General features: G+C 37.3%; 18 protein-coding genes. 17 read left to right on the top strand and 1 reads right to left on the bottom strand.

Annotated elements, in window-relative coordinates; all coding sequences use genetic code 11:
* Positions 1 to 10: 10 nt before the first annotated feature.
* From NYQ66_RS19940 to spoVM, 5 genes are all read left to right on the top strand, one after another.
* Positions 11 to 775 carry a Stp1/IreP family PP2C-type Ser/Thr phosphatase gene (locus tag NYQ66_RS19940; protein ID WP_311202041.1) on the top strand — a complete coding sequence of 255 codons (765 nt, stop codon included), beginning with the start codon at positions 11 to 13 and terminating at the stop codon, positions 773 to 775.
* Positions 775 to 2832 (top strand): Stk1 family PASTA domain-containing Ser/Thr kinase, encoded by a 2058-nt coding sequence (gene pknB / locus NYQ66_RS19935; protein ID WP_259872059.1) that lies wholly within the window; start codon positions 775 to 777, stop codon positions 2830 to 2832. The genes NYQ66_RS19940 and pknB overlap by 1 nt, the downstream gene beginning before the upstream one ends.
* A 4-nt stretch (positions 2833 to 2836) precedes the next feature.
* A complete protein-coding gene (gene rsgA, locus NYQ66_RS19930; protein WP_259872058.1) occupies positions 2837 to 3718 on the top strand; it encodes a ribosome small subunit-dependent GTPase A in 882 nt (293 codons plus the stop codon).
* A gap of 3 nt (positions 3719 to 3721) precedes the next feature.
* Positions 3722 to 4369 carry a ribulose-phosphate 3-epimerase gene (rpe, locus tag NYQ66_RS19925; RefSeq protein WP_259872056.1) on the top strand — a complete coding sequence of 216 codons (648 nt, stop codon included), beginning with the start codon at positions 3722 to 3724 and terminating at the stop codon, positions 4367 to 4369.
* 277 nt (positions 4370 to 4646) lie between these two features.
* Positions 4647 to 4751 (top strand): stage V sporulation protein SpoVM, encoded by a 105-nt coding sequence (gene spoVM, locus NYQ66_RS19920; protein ID WP_311202040.1) that lies wholly within the window; start codon positions 4647 to 4649, stop codon positions 4749 to 4751.
* 100 nt (positions 4752 to 4851) lie between these two features.
* Here spoVM and rpmB read toward each other — a convergent pair whose 3' ends face one another.
* The gene (gene rpmB / locus NYQ66_RS19915) at positions 4852 to 5040 is read right to left on the bottom strand and encodes a 50S ribosomal protein L28 (RefSeq protein ID WP_259872054.1); all 189 of its coding nucleotides are present in this window, start codon (positions 5038 to 5040) and stop codon (positions 4852 to 4854) included.
* Positions 5041 to 5436: 396 nt separating this feature from the next.
* On the opposite strand from rpmB, the gene NYQ66_RS19910 reads away from it, so the two are divergent.
* The 12 genes from NYQ66_RS19910 to tnpA all read left to right on the top strand — a co-directional run.
* On the top strand, positions 5437 to 5799 hold the full coding sequence (locus NYQ66_RS19910; RefSeq protein ID WP_259872052.1) for an Asp23/Gls24 family envelope stress response protein: 363 nt from the start codon (positions 5437 to 5439) through the stop codon (positions 5797 to 5799).
* 102 nt (positions 5800 to 5901) lie between these two features.
* Positions 5902 to 7569, top strand: coding sequence for a DAK2 domain-containing protein (locus tag NYQ66_RS19905; RefSeq protein ID WP_259872049.1), 1668 nt, complete (start codon positions 5902 to 5904; stop codon positions 7567 to 7569).
* Between the two features lie 724 nt (positions 7570 to 8293).
* Positions 8294 to 8956, top strand: a complete 663-nt coding sequence (gene sdaAB, locus NYQ66_RS19900; RefSeq protein WP_259872048.1) for an L-serine ammonia-lyase, iron-sulfur-dependent subunit beta — start codon at positions 8294 to 8296, stop codon at positions 8954 to 8956.
* Between the two features lie 46 nt (positions 8957 to 9002).
* Positions 9003 to 9887, top strand: a complete 885-nt coding sequence (gene sdaAA, locus NYQ66_RS19895) for an L-serine ammonia-lyase, iron-sulfur-dependent, subunit alpha (RefSeq protein ID WP_259872045.1) — start codon at positions 9003 to 9005, stop codon at positions 9885 to 9887.
* A 6-nt stretch (positions 9888 to 9893) separates the two neighbouring features.
* Positions 9894 to 11930: an ATP-dependent DNA helicase RecG gene (recG, locus tag NYQ66_RS19890; RefSeq protein WP_259872044.1), complete on the top strand. Its 2037-nt coding sequence runs from the start codon at positions 9894 to 9896 to the stop codon at positions 11928 to 11930.
* Between the two features lie 122 nt (positions 11931 to 12052).
* Positions 12053 to 12646, top strand: a complete 594-nt coding sequence (gene fapR, locus NYQ66_RS19885; RefSeq protein ID WP_259872041.1) for a transcription factor FapR — start codon at positions 12053 to 12055, stop codon at positions 12644 to 12646.
* Complete coding sequence (gene plsX / locus NYQ66_RS19880) at positions 12630 to 13634, top strand: phosphate acyltransferase PlsX (protein WP_259872039.1); 1005 nt, start codon at positions 12630 to 12632, stop codon at positions 13632 to 13634. Before fapR ends, plsX begins: the two co-directional genes overlap by 17 nt.
* A 1-nt stretch (position 13635) precedes the next feature.
* On the top strand, positions 13636 to 14580 hold the full coding sequence (gene fabD / locus NYQ66_RS19875) for an ACP S-malonyltransferase (protein WP_259872032.1): 945 nt from the start codon (positions 13636 to 13638) through the stop codon (positions 14578 to 14580).
* A complete protein-coding gene (gene fabG / locus NYQ66_RS19870) occupies positions 14580 to 15320 on the top strand; it encodes a 3-oxoacyl-[acyl-carrier-protein] reductase (RefSeq protein WP_259872031.1) in 741 nt (246 codons plus the stop codon). The genes fabD and fabG overlap by 1 nt, the downstream gene beginning before the upstream one ends.
* Positions 15321 to 15511: 191 nt before the next feature.
* Positions 15512 to 15745, top strand: a complete 234-nt coding sequence (locus tag NYQ66_RS19865; protein WP_259872029.1) for an acyl carrier protein — start codon at positions 15512 to 15514, stop codon at positions 15743 to 15745.
* 116 nt (positions 15746 to 15861) lie between these two features.
* Positions 15862 to 16542 carry a ribonuclease III gene (gene rnc, locus NYQ66_RS19860; RefSeq protein WP_259872027.1) on the top strand — a complete coding sequence of 227 codons (681 nt, stop codon included), beginning with the start codon at positions 15862 to 15864 and terminating at the stop codon, positions 16540 to 16542.
* 313 nt (positions 16543 to 16855) lie between these two features.
* On the top strand, positions 16856 to 17148 hold a 293-nt coding region (gene tnpA, locus NYQ66_RS19855; RefSeq protein WP_259872026.1), incomplete at its 3' end, for an IS200/IS605 family transposase.

Genomic DNA, 17148 nt, shown 5'->3' with positions numbered 1-17148 from the left:
AGGAGACGGGGTGAAAAGATTGAATGGTTACTTTTTAACCGACAAAGGTAAAGTAAGAGATCATAATGAAGATGCTGGTGGTTTTTTCTTTAATGCGCAACAGCAGGCATTGGCTGTTATTGCTGATGGAATGGGTGGACATAAGGCTGGTGATGTAGCTAGTCAAATGGTTATAGAGTCTTTAAAAGAAAAATGGAATGAAATGACGACAATTGTTTCTCCTGATCAAGCCGAGAACTGGCTTTCTGAGTGCATTACTGAAACCAATCATCTTGTATATGGTCATGCAAAGGAACATGAGGATTGTGCAGGAATGGGAACAACAATAGTAGCTGTTATATGTACGGTAGATTTTATAACCATTGCACATATAGGTGACAGTCGTTGTTATTTATATAACGCACAAGGATTTAAACAAGTTACAGAAGACCACTCCTTAGTTAACGAGCTAGTTCGCTCAGGACAAATAACAAAAGATGATGCTGAATATCACCCGCGAAAGAATGTACTATTAAAAGCATTAGGAACGGAACAAAATGTTCAAGTCGATATCCAAACGATTGGATGGGAACCACATAACAAGCTATTGTTATGTTCGGATGGCTTATCAAATAAAATTTCTGAAATTGAGCTAGATACGTACATTGATGAATCATTAAATATAGAGGAAACTGCGCATAAATTCATCGAACTTGCTAATGAACGTGGTGGTGAAGATAATATTTCAATCGTTTTAGTAGAACACAATGATTCACAGGAAGAGGGTGAATTATAATGCTTGAGGGTCGGATGCTAAACGAAAGATACAAGATTAAGAAGATGATTGGTGGCGGAGGAATGGCGAATGTCTATTTAGCACAAGATAGCATTCTCGATCGAGAAGTCGCCATTAAAGTACTCCGTCTTGAACATGCGAATGATGATGAATTCATCGCAAGGTTTCATCGAGAAGCGCAATCTGCTATCAGTCTTTCGCACCCCAATATTGTTAATATCTATGATGTTGGGGAAGAAGATAATATATATTATATGGTAATGGAATACGTCGAAGGAATGACTTTAAAGAAATATATTCAAACGTATGGTCCTGCTGAGGTACAAGAAGCAATTGATATCATGAAGCAAATAACATCTGCTATTTCTCATGCGCATGCTAATGATATTGTACATAGAGATATCAAGCCGCAAAATATATTAATTGATCCATATGGTGTGGTGAAAGTTACAGATTTTGGAATAGCTATTGCTTTAAGTGCAACAGCTTTAACACAAACAAATTCTGTTCTGGGGTCTGTTCATTACTTATCCCCTGAACAAGCTCGTGGTGGAATGGCCAACAAAAAATCCGATATTTACTCTTTAGGTATCGTGCTTTTTGAGTTACTAACTGGACGATTGCCGTTTTCCGGTCAATCTGCTGTTTCTATTGCTTTGAAGCATTTACAAATTAATACACCATCGATTAGAAGATGGAAGCCAGAAATACCGCAGAGCGTTGAGAATATCGTATTAAAGTCAACAACGAAAGATCCTTTTCATCGATATGATACAGTCTATGAATTGGAAGAAGCTCTTAGTACTGCTATGCTTCCCGAAAGAATAAATGAAGAAGTCTTTGTTACTCCTGAAGATAGTGGTGAGGCTACAAAGGCAATTCCAATTATCACAGAAGAAAGATTTAAACAACATAAATCAACGCAAGATACGCTTATCCATCATACCGAAGCTGGTAATACTAAACACAGTACAGATGAAAATAATAAAGAGCAAGAACCTAACTTAAAGAAAAAGAAACGAGCAAAAGCATGGGTATGGATATCTGTAATTCTCGTTGTACTATTTGGTGCGTTTTTAGCTGCTTTATTTATCATTCCTAGTATGCTTCAACCTGCTGATGTTGATATTCCGGATGTTGTTGGTGAGGATTATGAAGATGCGCTAAGTGAATTAACTACCTTAAATTTGAAAGTAGATAGTGAGGAAGTATTCAGTGATGAGTTTGAAGAAGGAGTTGTCGTTAGTACGACTCCTGAATCAGGAATGACTGTAAAAGAAGGGGATGCGGTAACCCTCTTTACAAGTAAAGGGAAAGAAAAAGTTGCATTTGAAGATTATGTCGGAGAAGATTATAGTCAAGTAAGAAGCTTACTAATTCAAAAAGGCTATACAGATATAACGTATAACGAAGAAAATTCGGATGAACCAGAAGGTCAAATAATAGCTCAGGAGCAACCAGAACCTGGTGAACAAATTATACCCGAAGAAACCAGTGTCATATTTACGATAAGTAAAGGACCCAAAATGGTAGAGTTAATTAATTTTTTTGAATGGAGAGAATCGGCTGTAACAAGTTACTTAAAGGATAAAAAACTTGGGGCAAAAATAGATGAAGAACATCATGATGAGGTTAGAGAAGGTTTTGTGATCAGACAATCTCCTGAAGCAGGTACAGAGGTTGAAGAAAACGCCGTTGTAGAGATTGTATTATCTTTGGGGCCAGAGGAAAAACCGCCTGTTACGCATGAACTACCAGTTACTGTACCATACACAGGTAGAACAGTTGAGGATGATACAAACAACGACACCGTGGACAATCCAGATGAAAATAACAATGAACCCACTGGACCTGAACCACAAGAAATAACGATCTATGTTGAGGATGCGAATGAGGATGGACTTGAGCCGTATATTCAACGTGAAATTACGGAGGACACTGTTTTCAACCTTGTCTTATACATTAATCCGAATGATGTAGCGCAATATAGAATTTTGCGAGACGGTGAACTTTTGTACGAAAAAATAGTTAAATTTGAAGACGTGGAGGATGAGTGAATGGATGCCAGAAGGTAAAATTGTAAAGGCGTTAAGTGGATTTTATTATGTGCAAAGTGGAGACGCTCGTTACCAATGTAGAGGTAGAGGAGTATTTAGAAAGAACAAAATTAATCCTCTTGTAGGTGATGAAGTTCTGTTCGAGGAAAGTAATCCTGGCGAAGGATATATATTAGATGTTAAACCTCGAAAGAATGAATTGGTGCGTCCGCCTATTGCCAATATTGATCAAGCAGTGATCGTTGTGTCAGCAGCTGAACCTGACTTTAGTGCTTTACTGCTTGACAGGTTTTTAGTGCTTGTGGAGTCCAAGGGGATTGACCCTGTTATCTTTATTACTAAAATGGATACGATTAAAGAAGGCAAATTAGAAGGTATTCAACAATATGAAGAGGATTACAAAAAGATCGGCTATCCTGTTCAAATGTTATCGACAAAACAAACAGATGATTTTGATCAAGCTAAGGATTTCTTTAAAGATAAGATCTCTGTTATAGCTGGTCAATCAGGTGTTGGGAAATCGTCTATTTTAAATGCGTTTAATCCGCTATTGTCTTTGGAAACGAATGTTATTTCTGAAAGTCTAGGAAGAGGAAAGCATACGACACGTCACGTGGAGTTGATTGAAATCAATGGTGGCCTAGTTGCGGACACACCAGGTTTTAGTTCATTAGATTTCAACGACTTAGAGCTTGAGGATTTACCTGCTTGTTTTCCAGAGATGCGAGAAAGAATGGAACATTGTAAATTTAGAGGATGCATGCATAATAAAGAACCGAAGTGTGCGGTAAAAGAAGCTGTAGGGAAGGAAGAGATCCCAACCTATAGATATGAACATTATTTACAGTTTTTTGAGGAGATTCAAAATAGAAAGCCGAGGTATTAATTCATGACAAAAATTGCACCTTCTATTCTGTCAGCTGATTTTGCTAACTTGCAAAATGAAATAATAGATGTCGAAAAAGGTGGGGCAGATTACATTCATGTGGATGTGATGGATGGACATTTTGTGCCAAATATAACAATCGGTCCACTTGTGGTGGAAGCGATACGTCCTGTCACCAAATTACCATTAGATGTACATTTAATGATAGAAGACCCAGATCAATATATTTCTTCTTTTGTGAAAGCGGGGGCAGATATTTTAACTGTACACGTAGAGACCTGTCGTCATTTACATCGCACGATCCATGCAATTAAAGCTGCAGGAATAAAAGCTGGTGTTGTAATTAATCCTGCAACACCAGTAGAAATGATTCGCCCGATCCTGCCAGATGTAGATTTAGTTTTATTTATGACCGTTAATCCTGGATTTGGAGGGCAATCCTTCATACCAGAAGTGTTAACGAAAGTAAAAAAAGCTGCTACATGGAGACGAGAAGATCAGCTAGACTTTGAAATTGAAGTGGATGGAGGCGTTAATACATCCACCGCCAGATTGTGTAAAGAAGCAGGCGTAGATGTTTTAGTTGCTGGAAGTGCTGTATTTAACCAAGCAGATAGAAAGTTAGCAATAGAAGAAATCCGAAATGCTTGATATCAAAAAAAGGGTTGTCACTATATGGCAACCTTTTTTAATACCCATTTTTATATGAACATTGAATAAATATAGAAAATAGGAATATCTTGTCTTTCTTTTTACTATAGATATATTAATAAAGATTACTTATTTTAGACTCTTTTTAGCACATATAACTGTTTATTTGTTAAAATGGTACTTTTTTATTTAATTATGACATACAAATAGTTATAAAGAGTTGATATGTACTTATTTAGCTTTTCTATCATAGGATAATGTGAAGTGTTCTTCTGCTATGCTGAAAAGAGGAGGGGTTCTCATGAAATTTTATACCTTTAAACTCCCAAGGTTCTTAGGTGGATTTGTACGTGTAATAATGGGATCATTTAAAAAGGATTAACAAAGTTTAATGCCCACTATTGAAAAGTGTGGGAAAAAAGGTACGAAGACGCAAAAAAGCACCCTCTTGGGTGCTTTTTTCATTGGTTGGCTATAGCTAATTATACTCGTTCTACTTTACCTGATTTTAAAGCACGAGCAGAAACATATACACGCTTTGGTTTACCGTCAACCAAAATGCGTACTTTTTGTACGTTAGCTTTCCAGTTACGTTTATTAGCATTCATCGCGTGTGAACGAGCGTTTCCAGCTTTCGTTTTGCGTCCAGTTACAACACATGTACGTCCCATAATAATTCCCTCCTACCTAACATGTATCTCTTTACATACTAATATAATTTATCATAGGAGACAAAATAATGCAATATTGTTTTAGTAACACTATATTTCGGACATTTGTTTCACTATTTTATAACATTTATAAGCTAATGGAGTGAATATCAAGAAAACTTACTTGACAGATGAGTAGTTTTCGTCCATTGTATAAAGGGGTTTTACCTTGAGACCGTGTACGAGAAAGTCATTTCCAAATTCAATATTATAAAATAGGTTGACATGGTTAGCATGTTACTATGTGTACTGTTATTAAGGTAGCTCAAAACGAATGGCAATTGAAACTGCTTTCATATTTTTCATTGTTATAGTAAAATAACTTTAAATTTAAGATAGTTCCAAGGAGGATTTGTTATGTCCATTGAATTGACTACAAAAGATGGCCACGTAACTATTACTAATGAAGTGATCTCAACCGTAGCAGGTGGCGCAGCTATCGAATGTTATGGGATTGTGGGTATGGCTTCAAAAAATCAACTAAGAGACGGTATTGCTGAAATTCTTCGTAAGGAAAATTTCTCAAAAGGTGTTGTGGTAAGACAAGATGGAGAAGATATACATATTGATATGTATATTATAGTGAGCTATGGCACAAAAATTTCCGAAGTAGCACATAATGTACAATCACAGGTGAAATACACATTAGATAAAACACTGGGATTAAACATCCGCTCTGTAAACATATATATTCAAGGTGTTCGTGTTTTACAAGATTAATGCTTTTATATACTTAAACCAAATATAGAATGTATTGAATCATCTAGAAGAAGTGCAGGATATTATGGAATTACGTCCTGTCTAAGAAGGAGGAAGTTCAAAGTGAAAGTAAATTTGTTAGATGGAAATACTTTCGCACAAATGGTACTAGCTGGGGCTAACCATTTAACGAATAATGCAAGCATGATTGATGCTTTAAATGTATTCCCTGTACCAGATGGTGATACGGGGACAAATATGAATTTATCTATGACTTCAGGAGCGAATGAAGTTAAAACTGCCAATCCTGATCAAGTAACAGATGTTGCTCAAGCATTAGCAAAAGGTCTGTTAATGGGTGCTAGAGGTAATTCAGGTGTTATCCTTTCTCAATTATTCCGAGGATTTGCCAAAGGTGTAGAAGGTAAGAAAAAACTAACAACAAAAGATTTTGCTCATGGGCTAGATGTTGGTGTAAACACTGCCTATAAGGCTGTTATAAAACCGGTAGAAGGAACTATTTTAACAGTAGCTAAGGACACTGCAAAAAAAGCCGTTGAATTAGCTGGAAATACAGATGACATGATTACATTTATGGAGGGGGTGTTAGACGCATCCAAAGTATCCTTGAAAAGGACTCCAGATTTATTGCCAGTTCTTAAAGAGGTTGGTGTAGTCGATAGTGGTGGCCAAGGGCTTGTTACCATTTATGAAGGGTTCTTAGCATCATTAAAAGGTGAAGAGTTACCTGAGTCTTCAGAGAGTTCAGTTGATATGAAGGATATGGTAAGTGCAGAACACCATAAATTAGCACAGGACTTTATGAATACAGAAGATATAGAATTTGGCTACTGTACAGAGATTATGGTCAAATTTGAAGAAGATAAATTAAAGAAACATCCATATGATGAAGAATCCTTTAGAAATGAATTAAGTGAATTCGGTGATTCTTTACTTGTTGTATCAGATGATGAAATTGTAAAAGTGCATGTTCATGTTGAGAATCCTGGTGAAGTGCTAAATCTAGGTCAACGCTTTGGAAGCTTTATTAATATTAAAGTTGAAAATATGAGAGAACAACACACTTCAATCGTAGGGGACAAAGAAAAAAAGACGAAAACACCTAAAGAAAAGACAGATTATGCGGTTGTGTCCGTAGCAATGGGTGAAGGCTTAAAAGAATTACTAGAAAGTCTAGGTGCAACAGTAGTGATTCAAGGTGGACAAACAATGAATCCAAGTACACAAGATATTACAGATGCAATCAATGAAGCAAATGCGCATAATATTGTTGTCTTGCCGAATAACAAAAATATTATCATGGCTGCAGAGCAAGCTGCGGAACTCTCGGACGATAATGTTGTAGTTGTTCCAACTAAAACAATCCCACAAGGAATGAGTGCACTCTTGGCATTCCACCCACAAGCGAAACTTGAGGAAAATAAACAAAACATGATAGAGGCTAGCCAACAAGTGAAAACGGGACAAGTTACTTACGCTGTTCGTGACACTCAAATTGATGGAATGACCATTAAGAATGGTAATTTTATGGGGCTAGCAGATGGAAAGATAAAGGTAAACGATAAGGATAAGCTAAAAGTAATTAAAGACTTGTTATCCGACATGATTACCGATGAGGATGAAATCATAACGATTCTTCAAGGGGAAGAAGCTAGCGATGAAGAAGTGAAACAAATCGAAAGCTTTATCGAAGAAAACTTTGAAGATATTGAACTTGAAGTTCACAAAGGAAATCAACCAATATATTCTTATATCTTTTCTATTGAATAAAACAATTCTAACGAAGCTCTATCCAAATGGATGGAGCTTCTTTCTTTTTGCTGCTTATTTGAATAAATTTGCTTATTACACAGTAGATGTAAACTCTGTCGTAACTAACCCACCCGCTCCTCGAGTGAAATTGGCTCCCTTTCCGAGGAGGAATCACGAAAAATCCCAGAACCCGGATTTTTCTAAGTGCAGATTCCTCTTGCGGGCACGGCCTCAGCTAACTCAGAAGGAAGTTCGCTTCTGAGTGGATCTTCGGCTCGCGCTGTTCCCGCAGGAGTGTCGCCAATTTCACTCGATCCGCTACTAACAGCTTCAAAATAATGATACATATTAACCTAGTAATGGCGTTCATTTTAAAATATAATTGCTAGATGTATTATTTTTGTATCATTTTTTCAAAAAAATCAATGAGTAGAAAGCAAAAAACAGTGGAGGCAGAATACGAAGACTCCTGCGGGAACAGCGCGAGGTGAAGACCCCGCAGTGGCGCCCTTCCACGAGGAGGCTGAGGCCGTGCCCGCGGAAAGCGAAGTATTCTGCCGGAACGGCGTTATATTGGTAATCTCAATGATTTATTCCCTACGACAGAGTTTATATATTATCCGTAATTTTGATTAAGTTGTGCGTTTTTTTGTAACTTTCTAATAGTTTAGAAATAAGGGATAACACTTCTTTTTTACAGGGTTAATCGTTATAATTAAAGGTAACAACGAGGTGATTACGAATGAAGTATAAATCTGTTTTTGATATTATTGGTCCGGTTATGATTGGCCCTTCTAGTTCTCACACAGCAGGTGCGGCAAGAATTGGGAGAGCAGCTAGAACTCTATTTGGCAGGCAACCTGAATGGGTCGAAATCTATCTGTATGGTTCCTTTGCTAAAACGTATAGAGGGCATGGAACGGATGTTGCAATAATTGGAGGGATTCTAGATTACGATACAGATGATACTAGAATCCAAAATTCCCTAATAACAGCGAAAGAAAAAGGGATTAAAGTTAGGTTTCATGAAGATGAAGCTTCTACAGAACATCCAAATACAGCACGTGTTAAAATAGGGGACAAAGAGGGTAATATGGAGTTAGTAGGTATATCGATTGGTGGAGGAAAGGTAGAAATTACGGAGTTGAATGGATTTGAACTTCATCTATCAGGAAACCACCCAGCTATATTAGTAATGCATAATGACAGATTTGGCGCAATTGCTTCCATTACGCAAATATTAGCGAAACATGAAGTGAACATTGGACGGATGGAAGTATCCCGTAAAGATGTTGGGAAAGAAGCTATCATGATCATTGAAATTGATCAAAATATAGACGAGCATGTTGAAGAAGAGTTGAAAAGGGCAGATCATATCCTTCAAATTGCTAAAATTGTAGAGTAATCGTTAGTGATACACACAACTTTGTCAGACATAAGGAGGGGACAATTTGTTCCGTAATGTAGCTGAATTATTGGAAATCACAAAAGAAGAGAAGTTATCTATTTCGGAAGTAATGATTAGACAAGAGATGGAAGTTCATGATAAATCGAGAGAAGAAATCGTTGACCGTATGGAAAAAAATCTACAGGTCATGGAAAAAGCAATTGAAGACGGTCTCAAAGGTGTAAAGTCACACTCGGGTCTTACAGGTGGAGACGCTGTACTACTGCAGAAATATATGCAAGAAAATGAAACGTTATCGGGAACATTACTATTAGATGCTGTAAGTAAAGCAGTTGCGACAAATGAAGTTAATGCTGCAATGGGAACCATATGTGCGACACCAACAGCGGGAAGTGCGGGGTGTGTACCTGGTGCATTATTCGCTGTGAAAGAACGATTAAATCCAACTAGAGAGCAAATGATTCGATTCCTATTCACATCAGGTGCGTTTGGTTTTGTGGTTGCCAATAATGCTTTTATTTCTGGAGCGGCAGGCGGTTGCCAAGCGGAAGTGGGATCTGCAGCAGCGATGGCTTCTGCTGCTGTAGTTGAAATGGCAGGAGGTACACCAGAACAAAGTGCAGAGGCATTTGCTATTACTTTAAAAAATATGCTTGGCCTTGTTTGTGATCCTGTTGCAGGCTTAGTAGAAGTTCCTTGTGTAAAAAGAAATGCTGCGGGAGCTTCTAATGCAATTGTATCAGCAGATATGGCTTTGGCAGGCATAAAAAGTAAAATTCCTTGTGATGAGGTAATTGGTGCGATGTACCGTATTGGTCGTTCTATGCCAACTGCTTTAAGAGAAACAGCAGAAGGAGGATTAGCGGCTACTCCTACTGGTCAAGCATTGGCTAGGAAAATCTATGGAAGCCAAGATGAGAAAGAGTGATACACATTGTTAAATGAGTCCGTGATAAATGTTAAAGGAATTGGTGACAAGTTGTATGAATCCCTTGTAGAAATGGGAATTAGCACGATATATGATTTGTTGTTTTATTTACCGTTTCGTTATGATAATTACGAAACCAAGCCTTTAAGCGAACTGGCAAATGGTGAAAAAGTAACGATTGAAGGGAAGGTAATTGGAGAACCTTCCCTTACTTTTTATGGAAGAAAAAAATCAAGGTTAGTTGTTAATTGTCAAGTTGAACATACTATTGTGAAAGGTGTAATGTTTAATCGGGCATTTGCAAAAAAACAAATGCAAGATGGTGACGTAGTCACGTTGACAGGGAAATGGGATCAACACCGTCTACAAATAACGATCAGTAATTATAAAAAAGGAAACGCCAAGACGCAGGACCCTATTCAACCAATTTATCCGCTAAAGGGTACTGTTACGAATAGACAACTTAAAAAGGTTATTGCCCAAGCGATCCAACAATACGGGGATCAAGTAGAAGAAATTCTTCCTGATACATATTTGCAAGCTTACAAATTGCCTCTAAGAGCTGAGGCATTAAAACAAATGCATTATCCTACCAATTTCCAAACATTAAAACATGCCAAACGAAGGTTTATCTATGAAGAATTTTTGCTATTTCAGTTGAAAATGCAATTACTAAGAAAACGAAATCGAGAGGCTACAAAAGGAAATACACAAAATTATGATAAGAATAAAGTGGAATATTTTATTTCAACATTACCATTTCAACTCACAAATGCTCAGAAACAATCACTGAGTGAAATTTTGCGAGACATGCAGTCACCTAATCGCATGAATCGTTTATTACAAGGCGATGTAGGTTCAGGGAAAACAGCAGTTGCTGCGATAAGTTTATTTGCCTCTGTAACAGCCGGTAAACAAGGTGCATTAATGGTGCCTACCGAAATCTTAGCAGAGCAACACTATTCTTCTTTACTAGAGCTATTTGATGAAGTTGCACAAGTGGTTTTATTAACTGGATCGATTAAGGGGAAGAAGAGGAAAGAAGTACTGGAAAAAATAAAGAAGCGTGAAGCAGATATTATTATAGGTACACATGCTTTAATTCAGGATGAAGTTGTATTTCCGAATTTGGGTACAGTAATTGTGGATGAGCAACACCGTTTTGGTGTAAAGCAAAGAAAAACCTTACGAGATAAAGGTATCAATCCTGATGTTTTATTTATGACAGCAACACCAATCCCGAGAACGCTTGCTATCACAACTTTTGGAGATATGGACGTTTCAATCATTAATGAAATGCCTAAAGGACGAAAAGAAGTAAAAACATATTGGGCGAAAGAATCCATGCTCGATCGCGTCCTTGATTTTATCGAAAAAGAAGTGAATCAAGGTCATCAAGCTTATGTCATATGTCCGTTGATTGAGGAATCTGATAAATTAGATATTCAAAATGCAGTTGATTTATATCATCAATTGCAAGCTACTTATGAACCAACTATTAAAGTAGGTCTTATGCATGGAAGGTTACATGCCGATGAAAAAGAAGCAGTGATGCAACAGTTTGCTAAAAATGAAGTACAAGTATTAGTATCAACTACTGTTGTAGAAGTGGGAGTAAATGTTCCAAATGCGACGGTTATGGTAATTTATGATGCTGAAAGATTTGGATTATCACAGTTGCATCAACTTAGGGGACGAGTTGGACGTGGGTCTAGCCAAAGTTACTGTATTTTGTTGGCCGATCCAAAGGGTGATGTAGGAAAAGAAAGAATGAGAATTATGACAGAGACGACAAATGGATTTGAATTGTCAGAGCAGGATTTACAACTAAGAGGGCCTGGTGATTTCTTTGGAAGTAAGCAAAGTGGATTACCAGAATTTAAAGTGGCAGACGTCGTACATGATTATCGTGCATTAGAAACAGCCCGGAGTGATGCGCAAAAAATAATTTCTCAAGGAATTTTGGAAATAGATCCTCTATATGCCAAGTTATATCAACTACTAGAAAGTGAAGTAGTCTTTCATGGAGAAACATTAGATTAGTATCTGCTTGCATATTCTCTATTGGTATTATATATTACTATTAGTACCTAGTCTTAAATTAATGGAATGAACTATGTGAATATATCCATAAAAGATAAAGGCATAGATGGACGGTGTGATAAATGAAAAGAAATAAAAAGAATCGACAAGAGTTACTTAAAACCACAATTGAAGAAATGCCTTTTATTACGGATGAAGAACTAGCAAAGAAATTTGAAGTTAGTATCCAGACGATTCGATTAGATCGAATGGAACTTTCCATTCCTGAGTTAAGGGAACGAATTAAGTCAGTGGCTACTTCTCAATGGAATGAAACGGTGAAAGCATTACATATAGATGAAGTTATAGGTGAAGTGATTGATTTGGAATTAGACAGGCGCGCTATCTCTATTCTCGATATTAATCATGAACATGTATTTTCAAGAAATAATATAGCCCGAGGTCATCATCTTTTTGCCCAAGCAAACTCTTTAGCGGTTGCAGTCATTAACGATGAATTAGCATTAACTGCAGGTGCTGAGATTAAGTTTACTCGACAAGTAAAAGAAGGAGAACGAGTAGTTGCTAAAGCAAAAGTAGAAGGCGCAGATGAAAAAGGAAGAACATCTGTAAAGGTTGATAGTTACGTTGAAAACGAAAAAGTCTTCTCAGGTATGTTCCAAATGTTTCGTTCAAATCAACAAAAAGGAGTTGTGACGGATGAGGATCGCGATTGATGCAATGGGCGGAGACCATGCACCAAAAGAAGTAGTATTAGGTGCAATGGAGGCAGTGGATAACATAAAAGATTTACAAATAACACTAATTGGTGATGAAAATCAAATTTCTAAATATTTAACAAACACGTCTAACATTGAAGTGATCCATACTACAGAGATGATCACTGGAGAGGACGAGCCTGTTCGAGCTGTCAGGCGCAAAAAAAATGCCTCTTTAGTGTTAATGGCAAATGAAGTAAAAGAAAAGCGTGCAGATGCTTGTATCTCTGCTGGGAACACAGGAGCCTTAATGAGTGCTGGATTGTTTATTGTAGGTAGAATGAAAGGCATTGATCGACCTGCTCTGAGTCCAACATTGCCTACCCAAGATGGAACTGGATTCTTGCTACTTGATGTAGGAGCTAATGTAGATGCGAAACCACAGCATCTATTGCAATATGCGATTATGGGATCCATCTACACGGAAAAGGTTAGAGGGGTTACCAGACCTCGGGTAGGGCTATTAAATGTAGGTACAGAAGACGGTAAAGGCAATGACTTAACGAAGAAAGCCTTTGATTTATTAAAAGATGCACCGATTCATTTTGTAGGTAATGTCGAAGCTCGTGATTTACTCAATGGGGTTGCAGATGTTGTTGTTACGGATGGATTCACTGGCAATGTTGCTTTAAAGACAATTGAAGGTACGGCCCTGACCATGTTTTCTATGATTAAGCAAACATTCATGTCTAGCTTAAAAACGAAACTAGCCGCTGGACTAGTTAAAAATGATTTAAGAGGTTTGAAAAATCAACTGGATTATTCAGAGTATGGCGGTGCTGGATTATTTGGTCTTGCATCACCTGTAATAAAAGCACATGGTTCATCTAATGCTCGCGCTATTTTTAGTGCCATTAAACAAGCTTGTCATATGGTAGAAAACAATGTGACAGAGACAATTGAAAACACAGTTGATTCTCTCCAATTAATAAAAGAGGAGGAATAGAATGAAAAGAGTAGCCTTTATTTTCCCGGGTCAAGGCTCGCAAGAAGTTGGTATGGGGAAAGGTATGTATGAAAACTATGAAAGTGCAAGAAGATCATTCGAACAGGCAGATGAACTGCTTGATACTACACTAACGACTTTAATGTTTGAGGGTCCTGTCGAGGAACTAACTAATACAGAAAATGCACAACCGGCATTATTGTTAACTAGTGCTGTAATAAATCAAGCCTTAAATGATGAAGGTATTTATCCAGTTGTTACAGCGGGACATAGTTTAGGTGAATATAGTGCATTGGTTGCTTCAGGGGCTATATCTCTAGAAGAAGCGCTTCCTTTAGTGCAAACAAGAGGAAGATTAATGGAGAAAGCTTATCCAAAAGGTCAAGGGGCAATGGCTGCAGTGTTAGGACTTTCAAGAGATGAGATCGAAAAAGTCATTCATTCTGTAAATCTTTTAGATGAAGTTGTGGATATTGCTAACCTAAATTGTCCTGGTCAAATTGTAATTTCTGGTACAAAAAATGGTATAGAGACCATTTCAGAATCTTTGAAAGAAGCAGGAGCAAAAAGAGTTATCCTTTTAAATGTTAGCGGGCCATTTCATTCAAGATTGATGAAGGCTGCTGCTGAACAATTTGCAGAAGCTTTGGAGCAAGTGAATTTAGTAGATGCAAATATTCCTGTTTATGCAAATGTGACAGCGAATCAAGTGAAAAGCTACGATGAAATAAAAGACTTACTAATACAGCAGTTGTATTCACCAGTTCGTTTTGAGGAAACAATTGAGCATTTATTACAAGATGAACTTGATGCGATTGTAGAAGTAGGGAATGGAAAAGTGCTTACAGGATTAGTAAAGAAAGTAAACAGAAGAACGAAAACTTTTACGATTCAAGATCCTGAATCACTACAACTGTTTATCGACTGGTATAAGGAGGAATCCTAATGTTACAAGGAAAAGTGGCACTAGTTACTGGCGCTTCACGAGGTATTGGAAAGGCGATTGCATTAGAGTTAGCGAGGCAAGGTGCAAAAGTTGCAGTAAATTATGCAGGAAGTGAAGCAAAAGCGCAGCAAGTTGTTGAAGAGATTCAGCGTCTAGGTTCAGCGGCAATGAAAATTAAAGCGAACGTTGCAGATGAATCTGAAGTGAAAGACATGGTTAAAGCAGTAGTAACTGAATTTGGAAGCCTAGATATTTTGGTTAATAATGCTGGGATTACGCGTGATAATTTGCTTATGAGAATGAAAGTAGAAGAGTTTGATGAAGTGATCCAAACAAACTTAAAAGGCGTTTTCCTTTGTACAAAAGGTGTAACAAGACAAATGATGAAGCAAAGAAGCGGAAGAATTATTAATATCGCTTCTGTTGTCGGTGTAAGTGGTAATCCTGGTCAAGCTAACTATGTGGCAGCAAAAGCTGGTGTGATTGGACTTACGAAAACGACCGCAAAAGAATTGGCAACTAGAAATATTTTGGTGAATGCAATTGCGCCCGGGTTCATTGAAACAGATATGACGGACCAATTAACGGAGGAGCAACGCGAATCGATGATGGCACTAATACCTCTGGCTAAACTTGGAAAAGGGGAAGACGTAGCGAAAGTGGTCCGATTCTTAGCTTCTGAGGATGCCAACTATATTACTGGTCAAACTATTCATGTGGATGGCGGTATGATTATGTAAATCTTTGCAGGCGAGACCTAAACAGTCGCCTATGCTTTATATGAAATCTAGCTACGGCTCCTAGGTCCTCGCTGAGATAAGCAATATCCACTACAAGGCATTAGAACATTGCCTTTCCGTGAATCTTGCTTATCCAGTCGGACCTGTACAGTCGCCTACGCTTTATATATTTGAAAGGAGGTGAATTTGCGATGGCAGAAACTTTTGAGCGTGTAAAGAAGATTGTTGTTGATCGTTTAGACGTAGAAGAGTCTAAAGTAACAATGGAAGCTTCTTTTAAAGATGACTTAGAAGCAGACTCACTTGACGTAGTTGAGCTTGTTATGGAACTTGAAGATGAGTTTGACATGGAGATTGCTGATGAGGATGCTGAAAAAATTGGAACAGTTGGTGATGCTGTGAATTACATAGACAGCAAATCTTAATATATTTCCATTATTCATTCTATCATTTAGCATTTTTATGAAGGAAGTCTCGCATTTAGCGAGGCTTCCCTTATATAATTGCCGGTGATTTACCGAAGAGTTAGGTGGCGAGACAGATGAGCTTTAAACAGTTACAACAACATTTGAGCATTCAATTTCAAAATGAAGATTTATTAAAACAAGCATTCACCCATTCATCCTATGTGAATGAGCATCGAAAAAAAGATTTTTCTGATAACGAGCGATTGGAGTTTCTTGGGGATGCAGTATTAGAACTTGGTGTATCTCAATATTTATATCGTGAATTTCCAGATATGGCCGAGGGAGAGCTAACAAAATTTAGAGCTTCCATCGTGTGTGAACCATCATTAGTTAATTTTGCCAACGATATAAACTTTAGTAACTACATTTTACTAGGTAAAGGTGAAGAGATGACTGGTGGAAGAAATAGACCTGCGTTATTAGCAGATGTTTTTGAATCATTCATTGGTGCACTTTATCTTGATCAAGGTTACGATGAAGTTATCCACTTTCTTGAAAAGTATGTTTATCCTAAGATCAGTAAAGGTGCTTTTTCGCATGCGATGGATTACAAAAGTCAATTGCAAGAATTTGTTCAACGTGATAAAAAGAGTATTGTAGAATATACAATCGTTGAAGAAAAAGGTCCTGCACACAATCGAGAGTTTGTAGCTCAGGTTCTGATTAACTCAGAAATTGCTGGTGTCGGGATTGGTAGAACGAAAAAGGAAGCGGAGCAACGAGCTGCCAAAAAGGCTTTGGATGAAAGAAAATAAATGAAGTAAAGCAGTCTATTAAAAAGATAGGCTGCTTATTTTTATTTAATTGGCATTAGTTTTCTTCTTAATATCAATAATATTTTTTGGAATTTTATGTTAAAATATATTTGTGGGATAAGTATAGTTTATTATCAGATGAATTTTCTTGAAGTGGGGAATTGTTATAGAAATAGCCCGTAAAACCACGCGGGATTGCCCCGTGGATGTAAGGGCTTCGCTCAAGGGGCAGTTCTTAGACTGCTCTACTTGAGCGATTTTTTGTTTGGTGAACAAAAATATAGATTGAGAACATACATTCCTATGTGGTAAAATGTTTGTAAGTAGAAAAGAAAATAAGATACAAAAATTAGGTGAAATGATGAGTGAGTATAATAGATTAAATCATTGTAAGTTTCTTATCCAATATCACATCATTTGGTGTCCAAAATTTCGATTTAACGTACTTAACGAAAAAATAGAATTAGAATTAAGGGGAATCCTTCGGATTATCAGTGAACGATACGGATATGAAATAAAGGAAATGGAAATCATGCCAGATCATATTCATTTATTCATCTCTACAAAACCGACCGTTTCTCCGACTGATGTAGTTCGCACTCTTAA

Source organism: Aquibacillus koreensis (assembly GCF_025154055.1).
Taxonomy (GTDB): domain Bacteria; phylum Bacillota; class Bacilli; order Bacillales; family Amphibacillaceae; genus Aquibacillus_C; species Aquibacillus_C koreensis.
This window is presented reverse-complemented; position numbering and strand designations above follow the sequence as displayed.